The sequence below is a fragment of the Variovorax sp. GW823-FHT04B03 genome, assembly GCF_058796495.1.
Genome location: NZ_JBXAIT010000003.1, coordinates 247,578 through 264,722, shown reverse-complemented (window position 1 = coordinate 264,722; position 17,145 = coordinate 247,578). Strand labels below are relative to the sequence as shown.

At 67.4% G+C, this 17,145-nt stretch carries 15 protein-coding genes and 1 tRNA gene; 10 read left to right on the top strand and 6 right to left on the bottom strand.

Features of this window, described 5'->3' with window-relative positions:
• Positions 1–6: 6 nt before the first annotated feature.
• Genes AC1RAD_RS14350 through mfd form a run of 3 tightly spaced genes read right to left on the bottom strand, consistent with a single transcriptional unit; the run spans position 7 to position 5,260 of the window.
• Positions 7–1,071 carry an Ldh family oxidoreductase gene (locus tag AC1RAD_RS14350; RefSeq protein WP_492735517.1) on the bottom strand — a complete coding sequence of 355 codons (1,065 nt, stop codon included), beginning with the start codon at positions 1,069–1,071 and terminating at the stop codon, positions 7–9.
• Positions 1,068–1,781: a phosphoserine phosphatase SerB gene (gene serB / locus AC1RAD_RS14345; RefSeq protein ID WP_062480719.1), complete on the bottom strand. Its 714-nt coding sequence runs from the start codon at positions 1,779–1,781 to the stop codon at positions 1,068–1,070. Before serB ends, AC1RAD_RS14350 begins: the two co-directional genes overlap by 4 nt.
• Positions 1,778–5,260 (bottom strand): transcription-repair coupling factor, encoded by a 3,483-nt coding sequence (mfd, locus tag AC1RAD_RS14340; protein WP_492735515.1) that lies wholly within the window; start codon positions 5,258–5,260, stop codon positions 1,778–1,780. Before mfd ends, serB begins: the two co-directional genes overlap by 4 nt.
• 118 nt (positions 5,261–5,378) lie before the next feature.
• Here mfd and ispD point away from each other — a divergent pair, with 118 nt between their 5' ends.
• Together ispD and ispF are read left to right on the top strand one after the other, a co-directional pair.
• Positions 5,379–6,092 carry a 2-C-methyl-D-erythritol 4-phosphate cytidylyltransferase gene (ispD, locus tag AC1RAD_RS14335; RefSeq protein WP_492678801.1) on the top strand — a complete coding sequence of 238 codons (714 nt, stop codon included), beginning with the start codon at positions 5,379–5,381 and terminating at the stop codon, positions 6,090–6,092.
• Positions 6,089–6,580 carry a 2-C-methyl-D-erythritol 2,4-cyclodiphosphate synthase gene (gene ispF / locus AC1RAD_RS14330; RefSeq protein WP_307693747.1) on the top strand — a complete coding sequence of 164 codons (492 nt, stop codon included), beginning with the start codon at positions 6,089–6,091 and terminating at the stop codon, positions 6,578–6,580. The genes ispD and ispF overlap by 4 nt, the downstream gene beginning before the upstream one ends.
• A gap of 15 nt (positions 6,581–6,595) precedes the next feature.
• Here the strand turns inward: ispF and AC1RAD_RS14325 are convergent, their stop codons facing one another.
• Positions 6,596–8,017, bottom strand: a complete 1,422-nt coding sequence (locus AC1RAD_RS14325) for a sensor histidine kinase (RefSeq protein WP_062480711.1) — start codon at positions 8,015–8,017, stop codon at positions 6,596–6,598.
• A gap of 77 nt (positions 8,018–8,094) precedes the next feature.
• A complete protein-coding gene (gene ompR, locus AC1RAD_RS14320) occupies positions 8,095–8,826 on the bottom strand; it encodes an osmolarity response regulator transcription factor OmpR (RefSeq protein WP_007837017.1) in 732 nt (243 codons plus the stop codon).
• 95 nt (positions 8,827–8,921) lie between these two features.
• Here ompR and AC1RAD_RS14315 point away from each other — a divergent pair, with 95 nt between their 5' ends.
• Together AC1RAD_RS14315 and AC1RAD_RS14310 are read left to right on the top strand one after the other, a co-directional pair.
• The gene (locus tag AC1RAD_RS14315) at positions 8,922–9,359 is read left to right on the top strand and encodes a hypothetical protein (RefSeq protein ID WP_223301309.1); all 438 of its coding nucleotides are present in this window, start codon (positions 8,922–8,924) and stop codon (positions 9,357–9,359) included.
• 54 nt (positions 9,360–9,413) lie between these two features.
• A complete protein-coding gene (locus tag AC1RAD_RS14310; protein ID WP_062480709.1) occupies positions 9,414–10,121 on the top strand; it encodes an SIMPL domain-containing protein in 708 nt (235 codons plus the stop codon).
• A gap of 64 nt (positions 10,122–10,185) precedes the next feature.
• Here the strand turns inward: AC1RAD_RS14310 and AC1RAD_RS14305 are convergent, their stop codons facing one another.
• Positions 10,186–10,956, bottom strand: coding sequence for a 3-hydroxybutyrate dehydrogenase (locus AC1RAD_RS14305; protein ID WP_095747591.1), 771 nt, complete (start codon positions 10,954–10,956; stop codon positions 10,186–10,188).
• A gap of 68 nt (positions 10,957–11,024) precedes the next feature.
• On the opposite strand from AC1RAD_RS14305, the gene AC1RAD_RS14300 reads away from it, so the two are divergent.
• From AC1RAD_RS14300 to rimO, 6 genes are all read left to right on the top strand, one after another.
• Positions 11,025–11,978, top strand: coding sequence for an alpha/beta fold hydrolase (locus AC1RAD_RS14300; RefSeq protein WP_492735512.1), 954 nt, complete (start codon positions 11,025–11,027; stop codon positions 11,976–11,978).
• 58 nt (positions 11,979–12,036) lie between these two features.
• Positions 12,037–14,226 carry a RelA/SpoT family protein gene (locus AC1RAD_RS14295; protein WP_062480706.1) on the top strand — a complete coding sequence of 730 codons (2,190 nt, stop codon included), beginning with the start codon at positions 12,037–12,039 and terminating at the stop codon, positions 14,224–14,226.
• A 38-nt stretch (positions 14,227–14,264) separates the two neighbouring features.
• Positions 14,265–14,341, top strand: a tRNA-Val gene (locus AC1RAD_RS14290).
• Positions 14,342–14,608: 267 nt separating this feature from the next.
• Positions 14,609–14,932: a hypothetical protein gene (locus tag AC1RAD_RS14285; protein ID WP_492735510.1), complete on the top strand. Its 324-nt coding sequence runs from the start codon at positions 14,609–14,611 to the stop codon at positions 14,930–14,932.
• Between the two features lie 69 nt (positions 14,933–15,001).
• Positions 15,002–15,562, top strand: a complete 561-nt coding sequence (gene phaR, locus AC1RAD_RS14280) for a polyhydroxyalkanoate synthesis repressor PhaR (RefSeq protein WP_062480702.1) — start codon at positions 15,002–15,004, stop codon at positions 15,560–15,562.
• 82 nt (positions 15,563–15,644) lie between these two features.
• Positions 15,645–17,051, top strand: coding sequence for a 30S ribosomal protein S12 methylthiotransferase RimO (rimO, locus tag AC1RAD_RS14275; protein WP_492735508.1), 1,407 nt, complete (start codon positions 15,645–15,647; stop codon positions 17,049–17,051).
• Positions 17,052–17,145: the final 94 nt, after the last annotated feature.

Genomic DNA, 17,145 nt, shown 5'->3' with positions numbered 1-17,145 from the left:
GCCCCGTCAGATCAGCGCCTGCGCCAGCCGCAGGCCATGCCGCTGCTCCGCCTCCTGCAGCGAGCGCGCAATCGACGGGTGCAGCCGCACCCCGTTCGCCGATTGCGCTTCCCGACGCTTCAACCCGCCTTCACCCGGCAGCCGCACAGGCCTGGCCGGGTCGATGGGCGCGTTGTCGCGGCATTTCTCGGCCACGTGGTCCATCTGGCGCAGGAAGGCGTCCTTGCCGCCGAAGGCGTGCAGGTCGTGAAGCGTGAGGTGCACCGTTGCGCCCCAGCCTTCGGGCGGGTCGGCGCGGCCGTGGCCCGCGAGGCCGGCCGTGAGCGTCTCGACCAGCAGCGCCATGCCGTAGCCCTTGTGGCCGTGGCTCAAGCCGCCCACGGGCAGCAGCGTGCCGGGCGGCTGGTCGAACAGCACCTGCGGGTTGTCCGACGGCTGGCCGGAGGCGTCGATGAGCCATTCCTCGGCGAAAGTCTCACCGGCCGCGCGCTTGCGGTTGCTCATGCCGTTGGTGGTGATCGAGGCCGAGATGTCGACCATCACGCCGCCCTGCGAGAGCGGAAAGCCCATCGCCAGCGGATTCGGCGTGAACACCGCCTGCGTGCCGCCGAAGGGCGCGACGCTGGCCGTGTTGGGGTCGGAGCAGGCCAGCAGCATCAGCATGTCTTCCTGCAGCGCGCGCAGCATGTAGACCGCGAGGCAGGCGATGTGGTGGCTGCGGCGGATCACGAGCGAGGCGGTGCCCAGTTCGCGCGCACGCGGCACCAGCAGGTCCATGCCCTGGTCCATGAGCCAGGGGCCGGGCAGGCGCTTGCCGTCCCAGAGCACGGCGGCAGGGCGGTCGGACAGCACCTCGGGGGCGCCGTCGTGGGTCATGCCGCCCGATTCGATTTCTTTCACATAGCCGGCGAGCAGCGCGAGGCCGTGCGTGTCGTGGCCCAGCAGGTCGCCTTCGACCAGCGTGCGCGCCACGCTGTCGGCCATCGAGGCCGCGAGCCCCGCCTTCTGCAGCAGGGCGCTGGCGTAGTCGCGCAGCGCGTCGGCGCGGTAGAGCGGGGCGGCGTCGGTCATTTCAGGATTTCCAGCACGCGGTCGAGCCCGCCTTCGTTGATCGCGACCATGGCCTGCTCGCGCACCTTCGGCTTGGCGTGATAGGCCACCGACAGCCCGGCCTCGCCCATCATCGGCAGGTCGTTCGCGCCGTCGCCCACGGCGATGGTCTCTTGCGGCGAGATGCCCATGAGCGACGCCACTTCGAGCAGCGTGCGCCGCTTTTCGGCGCCATCGCAGATGTCGCCCCAGCTCTGTGTCACGACCTGGCCGGTGAGCTGGCCGTCGGCTTCGTCGAGCAGGTTGGAGCGCGCGAAATCGATGCCCAGGCGGTCCTTCACGCGGTTGGCGAAGAAGGTGAAGCCGCCCGACACCAGCAGCACCTTGAGGCCCGCCTTCTTGCAGGCTGCGACCAGCTCGGTGGCGCCGGGGTTGAGCTTCAGGCGCTCGTCGTACACCTGCTGCAGCGCGGCCACGGGCACGCCCTGCAGCAGCGCCACGCGGCGGCGCAGGCTTTCCTTGAAGTCCTTGATCTCGCCGCGCATCGTGGCTTCGGTGATCGCGGCCACCTCGGCCTTCTTGCCGACGGCATCGGCGATCTCGTCGATGCACTCGATGTTGATCAGCGTCGAGTCCATGTCGAACGCGATCAGCTTGAAGTCGGCGAGCTTCAGCGGCGGCTTCACGCGCTGGAGGACGAGGCCGGGAGAGATTTCAGTCGTAGCGCTCATGCGGGGGCGGTTTCCTTGACGAGGGGTTGTCCGAGGCTGCGCAGCACGTCGCGCACCATCTGGGCGCGGTCCTTCGGCTCCTTGAGTTCGCGCTCGATGCGCAGCTTCTCGTTGCCGGCGAGCTTGATGTGCTTGTTCTTCTGGATCAGCTGGATGATGGCCATGCCGTCCACCGGCGCGTCCTTGCGGAAGGTGATGTTGATGATGCCCGGCGCCGCGTCGACCTTGACCACGCCGTAGGGCCGCGCGAGCACGCGCAGGCGGTGCGTGTCGATCAGGGTCTGCGCCTGTGGCGGCAGCTTGCCGAAGCGGTCGACGATTTCTTCCAGCAGCGTGTCGATCTGGTCCGGGTTCTTCGCGGTGGCGAGCTTCTTGTAGAACGACAGCCGCAGGTGTACGTCGCCGCAGTAATCGTCGGGCAGCAGGGCCGGGGCGTGCAGGTTGATCTCGGTCGTGACCGACAGCGGCGAGAGCAGGTCGGGCTCCTGTCCGGCCTTCAGCGAGCGCACGGCTTCGCTGAGCATCTCGTTGTAGAGCTGGAAGCCGATCTCCATCATGTTGCCACTCTGGTTCTCGCCGAGCACCTCGCCGGTGCCGCGAATCTCCAGGTCGTGCATCGCGAGGTAGAAGCCCGAGCCCAGTTCTTCCATCTGCTGGATGGCTTCGAGCCGTTGCGAGGCCTGCTTGGTCAGGCCTTCGGTGTCCGGCACCATCAGGTACGCATAGGCTTGATGGTGCGAGCGGCCGACGCGGCCACGCAGCTGGTGCAGCTGCGCCAGGCCGAACTTGTCGGCGCGGCTCATCACGATGGTGTTGGCGGTGGGTACGTCGATGCCGGTCTCGATGATGGTCGAGCACAGCAGCATGTTGTAGCGCTGGGCCACGAAGTCGCGCATCACGCGCTCCAGCTCGCGTTCGGGCATCTGGCCGTGGGCCACGGCGATGCGGGCCTCGGGCAGGATTTCTTCGAGCTTCTGGCGCCGGTTCTCGATGGTCTCGACCTCGTTGTGCAGGAAGTAGACCTGCCCGCCGCGCTTGAGCTCGCGCAGCACGGCTTCGCGGATCACGCCCGTGCCCTCGTTGCGCACGAAGGTCTTGATGGCCAGGCGGCGCTGCGGCGCGGTGGCGATCACGCTCAGGTCGCGCAGGCCTTCGAGCGCCATGCCCAGCGTGCGCGGAATCGGCGTGGCGGTGAGCGTGAGCACGTCGACCTCGGCGCGCATCGCCTTCATCGCCTCCTTGTGGCGCACGCCGAAACGGTGCTCCTCATCGATGATGAGCAGGCCCAGGTTCTTGAACTTGACCGACTGCGAGAGCAGCTTGTGCGTGCCCACCACGATGTCGACCTGGCCCTCGGCCAGGCCCTTGGCGGCGGCCGTGATTTCCTTGGCCGAGCGGAAGCGGCTCATCTCGGCCACCTTCACCGGCCACTTGGCAAAACGGTCGACCAGCGTCTGGTAGTGCTGCTCGGCCAGCAGCGTGGTCGGCGCGAGAAACGCCACCTGCTTGCCGCCGGTGACGGCGATGAAGGCGGCGCGCAGCGCGACCTCGGTCTTGCCGAAGCCGACGTCGCCGCACACGAGGCGGTCCATCGGCTGGGGCGAGATCATGTCCTGCACCACGGCGTGGATGGCGGCCTTCTGGTCGGCGGTTTCCTGGAAGCCGAAGTCGTTGGCGAACACCTCGTAGTCGGCCGGCGAGTAGCGGAAGGCATGGCCTTCGCGCGCGGCTCGGCGGGCGTAGATGTTGAGCAGCTCGGCGGCCGAGTCGCGCACCTGTTCGGCGGCCTTGCGCTTGGCCTTTTCCCATTGGCCGGAGCCCAGCTTGTGCAACGGCGCCTCGTCGGCGCTGACGCCGGTGTAGCGGCTGATCTGGTGCAGCTGGCTCACGGGCACGTAGAGCGTGGCTCTGTCGGCGTACTCCAGGTGCAGCATTTCCTGCAGCAGCGGCTTGCCGTCGGCACCCGTGCCCTGGCCCAGGTTCATATGGATCAGGCCGCGGTAGCGGCCGATGCCGTGCGCGCTGTGCACCACCGGGTCGCCCACGTTGAGTTCGGACAGGTCCTTGATCAGCGCTTCGACGTCGCTGACCTGTTCCTGCTTCTTGTTGCGCCGGCGCGTGGTGGGCGCGGTGGCGAACAGTTCGGTCTCGGTGACGAAGTCGATCGCCTGTTCGCGCCACGCGAAGCCCGAGGCCAGCGCGGCGGTGGCGATGCCGATCTTCTCGTCGCCCGAGGCTTCGAACTCGGCCAGCGAGTCGAAGGCCGGCGGGTTCACGCCGCTGGCGCGCAGGAAGTCGAGCAGGCTCTCGCGGCGCCCGTCGCTCTCGGCGATCAGCAGCACGCGGTGCGGCGTGGCGGCGATGTGGGCCTTCAGGCCGACCAGCGGGTCTTCCGCGCCGCGCACCACAGCGAACGGCGGCAGCTTGTCGAACTCTGCGTAGGGCGCGTCGGTGGCGATGTCGCCGCGGATGGCGAGCTGCGCATGCGGCTTGGCGCGCTGGTAGAACTGCTCGGCGTTGAGGAACAGCGCGTCGGGCGGGAGCGCGGGGCGCTCGGGGTCGCCCTGCACCAGGCGGTAGCGCTCGTTCGTGTCCTGCCAGAAGTGCTGGAACGCGGGTTCGAGGTCGCCGTGCAGCACGACGGTGGCGTCGGGCCCGAGGTAGTCGAACACCGTGGCCGTCTCGTCGAAGAACAGCGGCAGGTAGTACTCGATGCCGGCGGTGGCCACGCCGTTGCCCATGTCCTTGTAGATGCGGCTCTTGGTCGGGTCGCCCTCGAGCAGTTCGCGCCAGCGGCTGCGAAAGCGCGCGCGGGCGTCGTCGTCCATCGGGAACTCGCGGCCCGGCAGCAGGCGCACCTCGGGCACGGGATACAGGCTGCGCTGGGTGTCGGGGTCGAAGGTGCGGATGGAGTCGATCTCGTCGTCGAACAGGTCGACGCGGAACGGCACCGGCGAGCCCATCGGGAACAGGTCGATCAGGCCGCCGCGCACCGCGTACTCGCCCGGGCTCACGACCTGCGTCACGTGGCTGTAGCCGGCCAGCGTGAGCTGGGCCTTGAGCTTGGACTCCTGCAGCTTCTGCTTGGCCTTGAACTGGAAGGTGTAGCCCGCCAGGAAGGCCGGCGGCGCCAGCCGGTACAGCGCGGTGGTGGCGGGCACCAGCACCACGTCGGCCTCTTTCTGGCTGATGCGCCACAGCGTGGCCAGGCGCTCGCTGATCAGGTCCTGGTGCGGCGAGAAGCTGTCGTAGGGCAGCGTTTCCCAGTCGGGGAAGAGGGCGCAGCGCAGCTCGGGGGCGAAGAAGGCGATTTCGTCGATGAGCCGCTGGGCGTCGTTCGCGTCGGCGGTGAACATCGCGGTGGCGCGACCCGCAGCCTTCTCGCGCATGCCGAGCTGGGCCAGCATCAGCGCATCGGCCGACAACGGGGGACGCGGCAGCGTGAAACGCTTGCCCGCCGGGAGAAGGGGGAGGTCCATGGAGCGGTTCGAAAAATGCACGACACCCCGCGCCGGACGGCGAGGGGTGTGCGAACGTCAATTCTAGAATGGCGGCCCCTTATTCGCTTGTCGGCCATTGGCCCGTGCCGCACCCTCCATGTCTTCTTCCCGTTTCTACGTGCTGATCCCCTGCGCCGGCTCCGGCCACCGTGCCGGCGGCACGCAGCCCAAGCAGTACCGGCGCCTGGCGGGCCAGTCGATGGTGGCCCACACGGTGGACGCGTTTCGCGCGCTGACCGGGCGTTTCGCGGGCGTGGCCGTGGTGGTGTCGCCCGACGACCGTGAGGTGCAGACGGCGCTGCCGCGCTTTCCGGCGACCGGCGAATATCTGCTGCGCGTGGGCGGGCTGACGCGCGCCGCCTCGGTGCGCAACGGCCTGGTGGCGCTGCGCCAGAAGGGCGCCGGGCCGCACGACTGGGTGCTGGTGCACGACGCGGCGCGCTGCCTGGTCACGTCCAGCCAGATCGAGGCGCTCATCGCCGCCTGCGAGCACGACGCCGTCGGCGGCCTGCTGGCGCAGCGGCTGGCCGACACGCTGAAGGTCTCGTCGACCGACAGCCGCGCGACCCAGACCCTGCCGCGCGCCGACAAGTGGCTGGCGCAGACGCCGCAGATGTTCCGCATTGGCATGCTGCTCGACGCGCTGGAGCGCGTGGGCGACGTGGTGACCGACGAGGCCAGCGCCATCGAGACCCTCGGCCTGGCGCCGCTGCTGGTGCCCGGCAGCGCGCAGAACTTCAAGGTCACCTTCCCCGAAGATTTCGCACTGGCCGAGGCGGTGCTGCTCGGCCGCAAGAAGGCCATGGCATGACGACGACACCGTTCAACATCCGCATCGGCGAAGGCTGGGACGTTCACCAGCTGGTGGCGGGGCGCAAGCTCATCCTGGGTGGCATCGAGGTGCCGCACACCACCGGCCTGCTCGGGCATTCGGACGCCGACGTGCTGCTGCACGCCATCACCGACGCGCTGCTCGGCGGGGCCGGGCTGGGCGACATCGGCCGGCATTTTCCCGACACCGATGCGCAATTTCGCGGTGCCGATTCGGCCGTGCTGCTGGCCGAGGCGGCGCGCCGCGTGCGGGCGACGGGCTGGGAAATCGGCAATGTCGACAGCACCGTGATCGCGCAGGCGCCCAAGCTGGCGCCGCACATCCCGGCCATGTGTCAGCGCATTGCCGACACGCTGGGTATTGCGCTCGATCAGGTCAATGTGAAAGCCAAGACGGCCGAGAAGCTCGGCCCGGTGGGCGAGGGGCGGGCGATGGAAGCCCGCGCCGCGGTGCTGCTGCACCGCTGAGCCCAGGGTTCTTCTTCAGGCGACCTGTTTCTTGCCCGGCACCTCGCCGGGCTTGCTGCTGCCCGCCGGCATCGCGCGCGGCATCCGGATGTGGGCCGCGAGGCCCCGGCCCGGCGTGCTGGTGAGCGCGAACGTGCCGCCCATGCGCTCGATGTTCTTCGCCACGATCGACAGCCCCAGGCCGGCACCGGCCGCCGAGGTGCGCGCCGCGTCGCCGCGGAAGAAGGGCTTGGTCAGCTGCACGAGCAGGGCGGGCTCGACGCCCGCGCCGTGGTCGCGCACCTTGATCAGCACCGCGTCGTTGTTGGCCTGCGCCTGGATCGTGACGTCGGCCACGCCGGTCGACGGCGTCTTGCCGTAGCGCCGCGCGTTCTCGACCAGGTTGGAGATCACGCGCGTGAGCTCCACCTCGTCGCCCATCACCTTCAGGTCGGCGGGCACGTCGACGTGGATGTTCATCTCTTCGTAGTCCTGCACGGCGTAGGTGCAGGCGTCGATCACATCGCGCAGCAGCACGGGGCGCTGGTCGACGTGGTCGGGGCGGGCGTAGTCGAGGAACTTGTCGATGATGGCGTCGAGCTGCGCGATGTCGGCGGCCATGTGGTCGCGCGCGTCTTCGTCGGCCACGCTCATCTCGGTCTCGAGCCGCAGCCGCGCGAGCGGCGTGCGCAGGTCGTGCGAGATGCCGGCCAGCATGATGGCGCGGTCCTGCTCGATCTTGGCGAGCTGGTCGGCCATGCGGTTGAAGCCGATGTTCACCGCGCGGATTTCGTTGGTGCGGGCGCGCTCGTCGAGCCGGTGCGCCTCGTACTCGCCCTCGCGCACCTGCAAGGTGGCGCGCGACAGCTGCTTGAGCGGCAGGTTGATGAGCCGCGTGATCAGCGCCGCACCGGCCAGCGACAGCGCCATCGCCGTGCTGAGCCAGACCAGCCAGGTGCGCCCGCCCACGCGGCTGAAGCGCGTGGGGTCGAGCAGCAGCCAGTAGGTGTCGCTCTCGATGGTGAAGCCGATCCATAGGCCCGGCTCGTCGTTCACGCGGCTGGCCACGGTGGTGCCTTCGCCGAGTTGGGCGATCAGCTCTTCGGTGACGCGCTCGTCGAGTGCGCCGCTGGTGTAGGGCTGGAAGCGGTCGTTGGGTTCGCGCGGCAGGATGCGCACGCCTTCCTGGTCGGCCAGCGTCTTGATCAGCGAGACCCGCGTGATCGCGTCCGAGTACACCAGCGCCGCGCGTGTGAGGTTCACGAGCGAGGCGATCTGGTGCCCGGTCTGGATGGCGCGCGGCTCGTATTCGAGCGAGCGGAAGGTCTGCAGCCAGGCGACCGTGCAGCCGATCAGCAGCAGTGCGAGCAGAAAGAAGGTGCGCCAGAAAAGGCTGAAACCCAGCTTGAGGCCGGGGCGGCGGTCACGCTGCGCGCTCGCTTCGAGCGGGCTCGGCATCGTGACCTGTGCCCCGTCCTCCTGGGCCGGGTCAGGTCGGGCGGAATGGAGGCCGATGGCCACCTCTCAGCAGATCGTCAGGCCGTGCCGTCCGGCACGAACACGTAGCCCACGCCCCAGACGGTCTGGATGTAGCGCGGCGCCGCGGCGTCGGACTCGACCAGCTTGCGCAGACGCGAGATCTGCACGTCCAGGCTGCGGTCGAAGGGCTCGAATTCGCGTCCGCGTGCCAGCTGGGCCAGCTTTTCGCGCGACAGCGGCTGGCGCGGGTGGCGCACCAGCGCCTTCAGCATCGCGAACTCGCCGGTGGTCAGCGAGAGTTCCTCGCCGTCCTTCTTCAGCGTGCGCGAACCGAGGTCGAAGGCGAACGGGCCGAAAGTGACGGTCTCGTTCTCGGTGGAGGGGGCACCCGGCGCCTCGAGCGGCGGACGGCGGCGCAGCACGGCGTGCACGCGGGCCAGCAGTTCGCGCGGGTTGAAGGGCTTGCCGAGGTAGTCGTCGGCGCCGACTTCGAGACCGACGATGCGGTCCACGTCCTCACCCTTGGCGGTGAGCATGATGATCGGCGTGCGGTCGTTGGCGGCACGCAGACGGCGGCACACGGAGAGGCCGTCTTCGCCGGGCATCATCAGGTCGAGCACGATCAGGTCGACCGTGTCGCGCAACAGGATGCGGTTGAGCGCCTTGCCGTCCTCGGCCACGATCACTTCGAATCCTTCCTGCGTCAGGTAGCGGCGCAGCAGGTCGCGGATGCGGGCGTCGTCGTCGACGATCACGATCTTGTCGGTGCGAGCGGGAACTTGAGTCATTTCTACAACGTTGAATTTGTAACAGCGCCGATTCTGAAGGCGTTAGGACCCCATTGCTGCCGAATTCCGTAGTGGTTGACACTAAGTTACACAACTTGCGGCCGCTCGCCGTCTGGTCATCCGGGCTTTGCCCGGCGGTGGCACAGTCCGTGCTGCCTTATGACGATTGCGCGATGAGACCTTCTTTTTCTGCCTTGCCTCTGCTTTTTTTCGCATGCGCCTGTGGTGCGACGTCCGTCGCTTCCGAAGGGTTTTTGCGGGTCAGTGAAGGGCGCCGCAGCGAAGTGCGCGATGCCGTGGCCGCGCACCGGGCGGCCCAGCGGGAAGAGCAGCGCCGCGGCGAAGCGCTGGCGGGGCGCCGTCTCACGGCGGGCGAGCTCTTCGAGTTGAGGCAGCAGGTCCGGGGGCAGTGGGTGCCCGCGGGAACGGGTGTACTTCTGAATTCGGCAGAATCACAGCCTGCCGAGCGCATCGTGCCGGTACCGCAGCCCGTCGCCAGTCCGCAAACCGCGCCGCGCAGCCTGCGCCACTGAAGAAGAGGGCGCGGGCGAGGGCTTTTCCTCGCATCCACCAGGGAGAAATCTGTCTTGAAGACTGTTCAATTGATCGCGGCCTGCGCCGCGCTGACCTTTGCCGGGGCCGCCTTGGCCCAGAATGCCGTCATGCCTGCTCCACAAAACGTGCTCCAGCTGTCGGCCTCCGGCACCGTCGAAGTTCAGCAAGACCTGCTGAGCATGACCCTCGTCACCACGCGCGACGCCGCCGAGGCGGGCACCGTGCAGACCCAGCTCAAGACGGCGCTGGACGCCGCGCTGGCCGAGGCCAAGAAGAATGCGCAGCCGGGCCAGCTCGACGTGCGCACCGGCAACTTCAGCCTTTCGCCGCGCTACACCAAGGACGGCAAGATCAACGGCTGGCAGGGGTCGACCGAGCTCGTGCTCGAAGGCCGCGACTTCGCGCGCATCACCCAGACGGCCGGGCGCATCAGCACGCTCAGCGTGGGCAACGTCGGTTTCGGCCTGAGCCGCGAGCAGCGCGCCAAGACCGAGACCGAGGCGCAGAACATCGCCATCGACAACTTCAAGCAAAAGGCCGGCGAATTGGCCAAGGGCTTCGGCTTCGGCGGCTACACGCTGCGCGAGGTGTCGGTGAACGCGAACGACAGCGGCCCGATCCGCCCGCGCGTGATGGCCATGCAGGCCAAGTCGTTCTCGGCCGCCGATTCGGCCGTGCCGGTGGAAGCAGGCAAGACCAGCGTGGTCGTGAACGTCTCCGGCTCGGTGCAGCTCAAGTAAGAAGACAAAGAGCGCAGCGCCGGCGGTCGAGTGCCGCCGGCGTTTTTTGGTTGTCTCTGTTTATTTACTGAGCCGTCCAGCCGCCATCCATGGCCCAGGCGACGCCCCGCACCTGATCGGCCGCGGGAGAGCTCAGGAAGACGGCCAGCCCGCCCAGTTGCTCGACCGTCGTGAACTGCAGCGAGGGCTGCTTTTCTCCCAGCAGTTCGTTCTGCGCCTGGAGGGCCGAAATGCCTTCGCGGGCCGCGCGGTCGTCGATCTGCTTTTGCACCAGCGCCGTGAGCACCCAGCCCGGGCTGATCGCGTTGCAGGTGACGCCGGTGGTGGCGGTTTCGAGCGCCACCGACTTGGTCAGGCCGACGATGCCGTGCTTGGCTGCGACATAGGCCGACTTCTGCGCCGAGGCCACGAGCCCGTGCGCCGACGCCACGTTGATGATGCGGCCCCAGTTGGCCTCGCGCATCGCGGGGATCGCCAGGCGCGTCGTGTGGAAGGCGCTCGTGAGGTTGATCGCGAGGATCGCGTCCCAACGTTCGGTCGGGAAGTCCTCGACCTTGGCGACGTGCTGGATGCCGGCGTTGTTGACGAGGATGTCGACGCGGCCGAACTTCGACGCCGCGAACTTCATCATGTCCTCGATCTGGTCGGGCTTGCTCATGTCGGCCCCGTGGTACTCGGCACGCACGCCGAGCGCCTCGATCTGGGTCTTTGGGGTGTCGGCGTCGCCGAAACCGTTGAGCACGATGTGTGCGCCCTGTTGGGCCAGCGCCTTGGCGATGGCGAAGCCAATGCCACTGGTGGACCCCGTGACAAGCGCGGTTTTGCCTTTGAGCATGAAGATCAATCTCCGGATGAATTAGGATGCAACGAGACCATTATCCGCACCCGAACCCCTCCGTTTCCATGACAGAACCGACCCTTCACGACGTGGCCTGCAACGACGCCCAGGGCGGTCATCGCATGGCCTATTGGCAATGGGGCGACGCGCGCAGCGCACATGTCGTGATCTGCGTGCACGGGCTGACCCGGCAGGGGCGCGATTTCGACGTGCTCGCGCAAGCCATTGTGGCGCGCGCGGGCGGCGACGTGCGTGTGGTCTGTCCCGACGTGGTCGGGCGCGGCCGCAGCGACTGGCTGCGCGACCCTGCTTTCTATCAAGTGCCTGTGTACGCCGCCGACATGGTGGCGCTGATCGCGCAGTTGCACGGCGAGCATCCCATCGACACGCTCGACTACGTCGGCACCAGCATGGGCGGGCTGATCGGCTTCGTGCTGGCCGGCCACAAGGAGCTGCCGCTGCCACGGCCCATTCGCCGCTTCGTCGCGAACGATGTCGGCCCCACGGTCGAGCCCGCCGCCATCCAGCGCATCGGCGCTTATGTGGGCAAGAGCGGCCAGTTTCCGAGCGTGCAGGCCGCGGCCGATGCGATGTGGGCCCTGTCGACCACGTTCGGGCCGCACACGCCCGAGCAGTGGCGCGCGCTGTCGCAGCACATGGTGGTGCCGGCTTCTGAGCGCAGCGCCGACGGTGCCGCCAAGACCGCCAGTGCCGGCCCGGTGGGCGAGGGCGCCTGGGTGCTGCACTACGACCCGGCCATCGGCGTGCCGTTGCGGGCCATCACGCCCGAGATCGCGGCGCAGGGCGGGGCGGTGATGTGGAGCCTGTACGACGCCATCGACGCGCGCGCGCTGCTCACGCGCGGCGCGGCGTCCGACCTGCTGTCGCCCGAGACGGCGGCCGCGATGACGCAGCGTGGGCCGCGCGCCACGCTCGTCGAGTTCGAGGGCGTGGGGCACGCGCCGACTTTCGTCGATCCCGCACAGGTCGTCGTCGTCACGAATTTCCTGTTTGATTGAGGGCATCGTGAAGCGAGAGTCTGCGAACCTTCAGACGGCACCCCTGTCCGACGGCGTCATGGTCGATTACCCGCTGTCGGCCGCCACGGCCGACCGCTCGCCGGTCATGGAGAACATGCTGGCGCGCGCCCGCGCGTTCGCCGAGCCGCTGATTGCCGACGAAAAGCTCGACACCGGCGAGAACACGCTGGCACACGCCGATGCCGTGGCCGCCATCGTTGCGAAGATGGGCGGCTCCGAGGCGATGCAGGCCGCGAGCTACCTCGTGTATTCCTGCCAGCACCTGAACCGTCCGCAGGAAGTGATCGCCAAGGTTTTCGGCGACAACTTCGCGGCGCTCGCGGTCGAGACCACCAAGCTCGTGCGCGTGCAGGAGCAGGCGCGCACCGCCTCGCAAGGGCACCACGCCGAAGGCGCCGGCGCGCAGACCGAGAACGTGCGCAAGATGCTGCTCGCGTTTTCGCGCGACCTGCGCGTGGTCATGCTGCGGCTGGCCTCGCGCCTGCAGACGCTGCGGCACGCGGCGGCCAGCAAGCAGCCCGCGCCAGAAAGCGTGGCGCGCGAGTCGCTGCAGGTGTTTGCGCCGCTCGCGAACCGGCTGGGCATCTGGCAGGTGAAGTGGGAGATCGAGGACCTCTCGTTCCGCTTTCTCGAGCCCGAGACCTACAAGCTGATCGCGCGGCTGCTCGACGAGAAGCGCATCGAGCGCGAAGGCCACGTCGAGCAGTTGCGTTCGCAGCTGGAGCACGAACTGCAGGCCGAGGGCGTCAAGGCCACGGTGCAGGGACGCCCGAAGAACATTTACAGCATCGTCAAGAAGATGCGCGGCAAGTCGCTCGACTTCGAGCAGGTCTTCGACATCCTCGCGTTGCGCGTGGTGGTGCCGGACGTGAAGGACTGCTATGCCGCGCTGGCCTGGGTGCACTCGCACTTCCAGCCCATCGACGAGGAGTTCGACGACTACATCGCGCGGCCCAAGCCCAACGGTTACCAGTCGCTGCACACGGTGGTGCGCGAGATCGTCGACGGCAAGGTGGGCAAGCCCATCGAGATCCAGATCCGCACCGAGGAAATGCACGACCACGCCGAACATGGGGTGGCCGCGCACTGGGCCTACAAGGAAGCGGGCCACAAGGGCTACGCCGGTGTCTGGGCCAGCGGCGAGTACGACGCCAAGATCGCCGTGCTGCGCCAGCTGCTGGCCTGGGAGCGCGACCTGTCGGGCGGGCTGCAGGGGCAGGGGCTGTTCGACGACCGCATCTATGTGCTCACGCCCGACGCCGCCATCGTCGAGTTGCCGCAGGGCGCGACGCCGGTCGACTTCGCCTACACGGTGCACACGACGCTGGGGCATCGCTGCCGCGGTGCGCGTGTCGATGGCGCGATGGTGCCGCTGAACACGCCGCTGTCGAACGGGCAGACGGTCGAGATCATGGCGGCCAAGGAAGGCGGTCCGTCGCGCGACTGGCTGAATGCGGAGCTCGGTTATCTGGCGAGCCACCGCGCACGCGCCAAGGTGCGCGCCTGGTTCAACGCGCAGATCACGCACGAGACCGTGGCGCGAGGACGCGAAGCCGTCGAGAAGCTGCTGCAGCGCGAAGGCAAGACGGCCATGCGGCTCGAGGACCTGGCGTCGCAACTCGGCTTCAAGTCGGCGGACCATCTGTTCGAGGTGGTCGGCAAGGACGAGTTTTCGCTGCGCAACATCGAGACGCTGCTGCGTCCGCCCGAGCCGGCGCTGAACCCTGACGATGGCGTGCAGATCAAGAAGGCGCGCGGCAGCGAGAAGTCGGGCAAGGGCGGCGTGCTGGTGGTGGGCGTGTCGTCGCTGATGACGCAGCTCGCCAAGTGCTGCAAGCCGGCGCCGCCCGACGCGATCCGTGGCTTCGTGACGCGCGGCCATGGCGTCAGCGTGCATCGCGCGGATTGCAGCAACTTCCGCACGATGGCCGCGAAGGACGGCGAACGCGTGATCGATGTCGAATGGGGCCTGCCGAAGAAGGGCGCGGATGCACCAGTCTATGCAGTCGACGTGGCAGTGGAAGCGGCCGACCGCCAGGGTTTGCTGCGCGATATCTCCGATGTCTTTGCGCGCGAGAAGATGAACGTGATCGGCGTGCAGACGCAGTCGATCAAGGGCACGGCGTGGATGACGTTCACCGTGGAAATCGCCGATGCCGCGCGTTTGACGCAGGTGTTGAGTGTGGTGACTGCAGTGACTGGTGTGCGATCTGCACGTCGGCGCTGAAAAGGGCCATTTCTCCTGCTATACTCGATGCTTCTCTTAGGCGCGTAGCTCAGTTGGTTAGAGCACCACCTTGACATGGTGGGGGTCGTTGGTTCGAATCCAATCGCGCCTACCAAATTCAAACACGGGTTGCAGCGATTTCGCTGCAACCCGTTCGTCGTTTGGGCGACGTGTTTGTCTCTGGATCAGCCCGGTCGTCCTGAGTGATCGGCGCAAGCGAAAACCCCTTTCACGGGCGGCCCTTCGCGCGGTGCAGGCAAGGTGCCTGAGCCATGTGGTTGTGCTACCTTGAGCGGTCTGCCAACCTTCTCGAATTTCCTTGATAAGCGATCTGATGAATACGCGATCAACGCCAGTTGATCGGGCGCACGCCGACCACCGCGTGGCCGCATTGCTCAAGCAAGCCCCTCTTGAATTCGCGCGCGCGGTCTACGGCATCAATGACCTTGCCGCCGGTCGCGCCGACACCATGGCCGCACGCGAAGTCGCGCGCGCACAACGACAAGGCATGCCGGTGACCGAGGAGCGCGCCGAGCAGCGCGCACGCGCCTACCTTCCGACGGCGGGGCAGGAGCATTGCCCCCGGTGCTGGGTGGTCTACGGGCAGAAGATCCCGTTGCGATTCAGGCTGTCGACCCCGGAGCGCCCCGAAGCTGCAGCGTGTCATGCGTGCAGTGCCGAGTACGCGACGGCGCCGGACGCCTGAAGAAGAATCACGGTCAGGGTAAACCTTGTCGCGATGCAGCAAAACCGCTCCCTAGAATCATCCGATGACATGGGCGTCCATGTGAAGGAGTCTGTAGTGCAGAGCAAGAAGTCCGGGGTGAAGCCGGTCCAGCGTGTGATCAAGAAGTACCCCAACCGACGGCTCTACGACACGGAGACATCCACGTACATCACGCTGACCGAGGTCAAGCAGCTGGTCATCAAGAACGCGCAGTTCGTGGTGCGCGACGCCAAGACCGGCGACGACCTCACGCGCAGCATCCTGCTGCAGATCATCCTGGAAGAAGAGGCCGGCGGCGCGCCGATGTTCACCGAGCAGGTGCTGGCCAACATCATCCGCTTCTACGGCCAGGCCATGCAGGGCTACATGGGCCCCTACCTCGAGAAGAACATCCAGGCCATGACCGAGATGCAGGCCCAGCTCGCCGAAAAGGCCGAGGGCCTGACGCCCGAGATGTGGTCGCGCTTCATGACCATGCAGTCGCCGATGATCCAGGGACTGATGGGCAACTACGTCGAGCAATCGAAGAACGTCTTCCTGCAGATGCAGGAGCAGATGCAGAAAAACACCGAGCAGGTGCTGGGTGCCTTTGGCATCAAGCGCCCCTGAGCGCCGCGCGGCGGCCCGCCCGAATGGGGCGACTGCCCGATGAATGCCCCGCTGTCACCGATAGCTGGGACAATAGAGGCCTATGAGCGAAGTTGCCTCCCCTGAACGTACCGTTACGCCGACCGCCCCCAAGGTCGGCTTCGTCAGCCTTGGTTGCCCCAAGGCCTTGACCGATTCCGAATTGATCCTGACCCGGCTGAGCGCCGAGGGTTATCAAACCTCTAAGACTTTCGAGGGCGCCGACCTCGTCATCGTCAACACCTGCGGCTTCATCGACGATGCCGTGAAGGAAAGCCTGGACACCATCGGCGAAGCGCTCGCCGAGAACGGCCGTGTGATCGTCACCGGCTGCCTGGGCGCCAAGACCGGCGACCAGGGTGGCAACCTCGTGCGCCAGATGCACCCCAGCGTGCTGGCCGTCACCGGTCCGCATGCCACGCAGGAGGTGATGGATGCCGTGCACGCCAACCTGCCGAAGCCGCACGATCCGTTCATCGATCTCGTGCCGAACACCTTCGGGGTGGCCGGTCTCAAGCTGACGCCGCGGCACTACGCCTACCTGAAGATCAGCGAAGGCTGCAACCACCGCTGCACCTTCTGCATCATTCCCTCGATGCGCGGCGACCTGGTCTCGCGTCCGGTGGGTGATGTGCTCAGCGAAGCCAAGGCCCTGTTCGAGGGCGGCGTGAAGGAACTGCTGGTGATCAGCCAGGACACCTCGGCCTATGGCGTCGACGTGAAGTACCGCACCGGCTTCTGGGATGGCAAGCCGGTCAAGACCCGCATGCTCGAACTCGTGCGCACGCTGGGCGAAATTGCCGAGCCGTATGGCGCCTGGGTGCGCCTGCACTACGTGTACCCCTATCCGAGTGTGGACGAAATCATTCCGTTGATGGCGAGCGGCCTGGTGCTGCCGTACCTCGACGTGCCGCTGCAGCACAGCCACCCCGACGTGCTCAAGCGCATGAAGCGGCCGGCCAGCGGCGAGAAGAACCTGGAGCGGATCGCGCGCTGGCGCGAGGTCTGCCCCGAACTCGTGATCCGCAGCACCTTCATCGCCGGCTTCCCGGGCGAGACGGAGCAGGAGTTCGAGCACCTGCTCGACTTCATTCGCGAGGCGGGGATCGACCGTGCCGGCTGCTTTGCCTACAGCCCCGTCGAGGGCGCCACCGCCAACGACATTCCGGGCATGCTGCCCGAGGCCGAGCGCGAAGCGCGCCGCGCCCGCTTCATGGAGGTGGCTGAGGCCGTGTCGATCGCTAAGCTGCAAAAGCGCATCGGCTCGACGATGCAGGTGCTGGTCGATTCAGCGCCGGCGCTGGGCCGCAAGGGTGGGGTGGGGCGCACGTACGCCGATGCACCGGAGATCGACGGCACTGTTCGCCTGTTGCCGCCTGAAAAGATCAGCAAGACGATGAAGGTCGGCGAGTTCACGCGTGCACGCATCGTGGGCGCTGAAGGCCACGACCTGATCGCGTTGCCCGTTTGATGCGCCTGATTCAAACGGCCAAGAAAAAAGCCACCGGAGGCCGGTGGCTTTTTTCAGAAGACCTGGTAAGGGTCTGTTCAATCTTGGTGCCCAG

What these genes read in the sequence shown, in the direction of transcription:
- ispF (WP_307693747.1), top strand. Translation starts at nt 6,089, where the DNA reads ATGACGACGACACCGTTCAACATCCGCATCGGCGAAGGCTGGGACGTT.
- AC1RAD_RS14295 (WP_062480706.1), top strand. Translation starts at nt 12,037, where the DNA reads ATGGTCGATTACCCGCTGTCGGCCGCCACGGCCGACCGCTCGCCGGTC.
- phaR (WP_062480702.1), top strand. Translation starts at nt 15,002, where the DNA reads ATGGGCGTCCATGTGAAGGAGTCTGTAGTGCAGAGCAAGAAGTCCGGG.
- mfd (WP_492735515.1), bottom strand. Translation starts at nt 5,260, where the DNA reads ATGGACCTCCCCCTTCTCCCGGCGGGCAAGCGTTTCACGCTGCCGCGT.
- serB (WP_062480719.1), bottom strand. Translation starts at nt 1,781, where the DNA reads ATGAGCGCTACGACTGAAATCTCTCCCGGCCTCGTCCTCCAGCGCGTG.
- AC1RAD_RS14325 (WP_062480711.1), bottom strand. Translation starts at nt 8,017, where the DNA reads ATGCCGAGCCCGCTCGAAGCGAGCGCGCAGCGTGACCGCCGCCCCGGC.
- rimO (WP_492735508.1), top strand. Translation starts at nt 15,645, where the DNA reads ATGAGCGAAGTTGCCTCCCCTGAACGTACCGTTACGCCGACCGCCCCC.
- ompR (WP_007837017.1), bottom strand. Translation starts at nt 8,826, where the DNA reads ATGACTCAAGTTCCCGCTCGCACCGACAAGATCGTGATCGTCGACGAC.
- AC1RAD_RS14300 (WP_492735512.1), top strand. Translation starts at nt 11,025, where the DNA reads ATGACAGAACCGACCCTTCACGACGTGGCCTGCAACGACGCCCAGGGC.
- AC1RAD_RS14305 (WP_095747591.1), bottom strand. Translation starts at nt 10,956, where the DNA reads ATGCTCAAAGGCAAAACCGCGCTTGTCACGGGGTCCACCAGTGGCATT.
- AC1RAD_RS14350 (WP_492735517.1), bottom strand. Translation starts at nt 1,071, where the DNA reads ATGACCGACGCCGCCCCGCTCTACCGCGCCGACGCGCTGCGCGACTAC.
- ispD (WP_492678801.1), top strand. Translation starts at nt 5,379, where the DNA reads ATGTCTTCTTCCCGTTTCTACGTGCTGATCCCCTGCGCCGGCTCCGGC.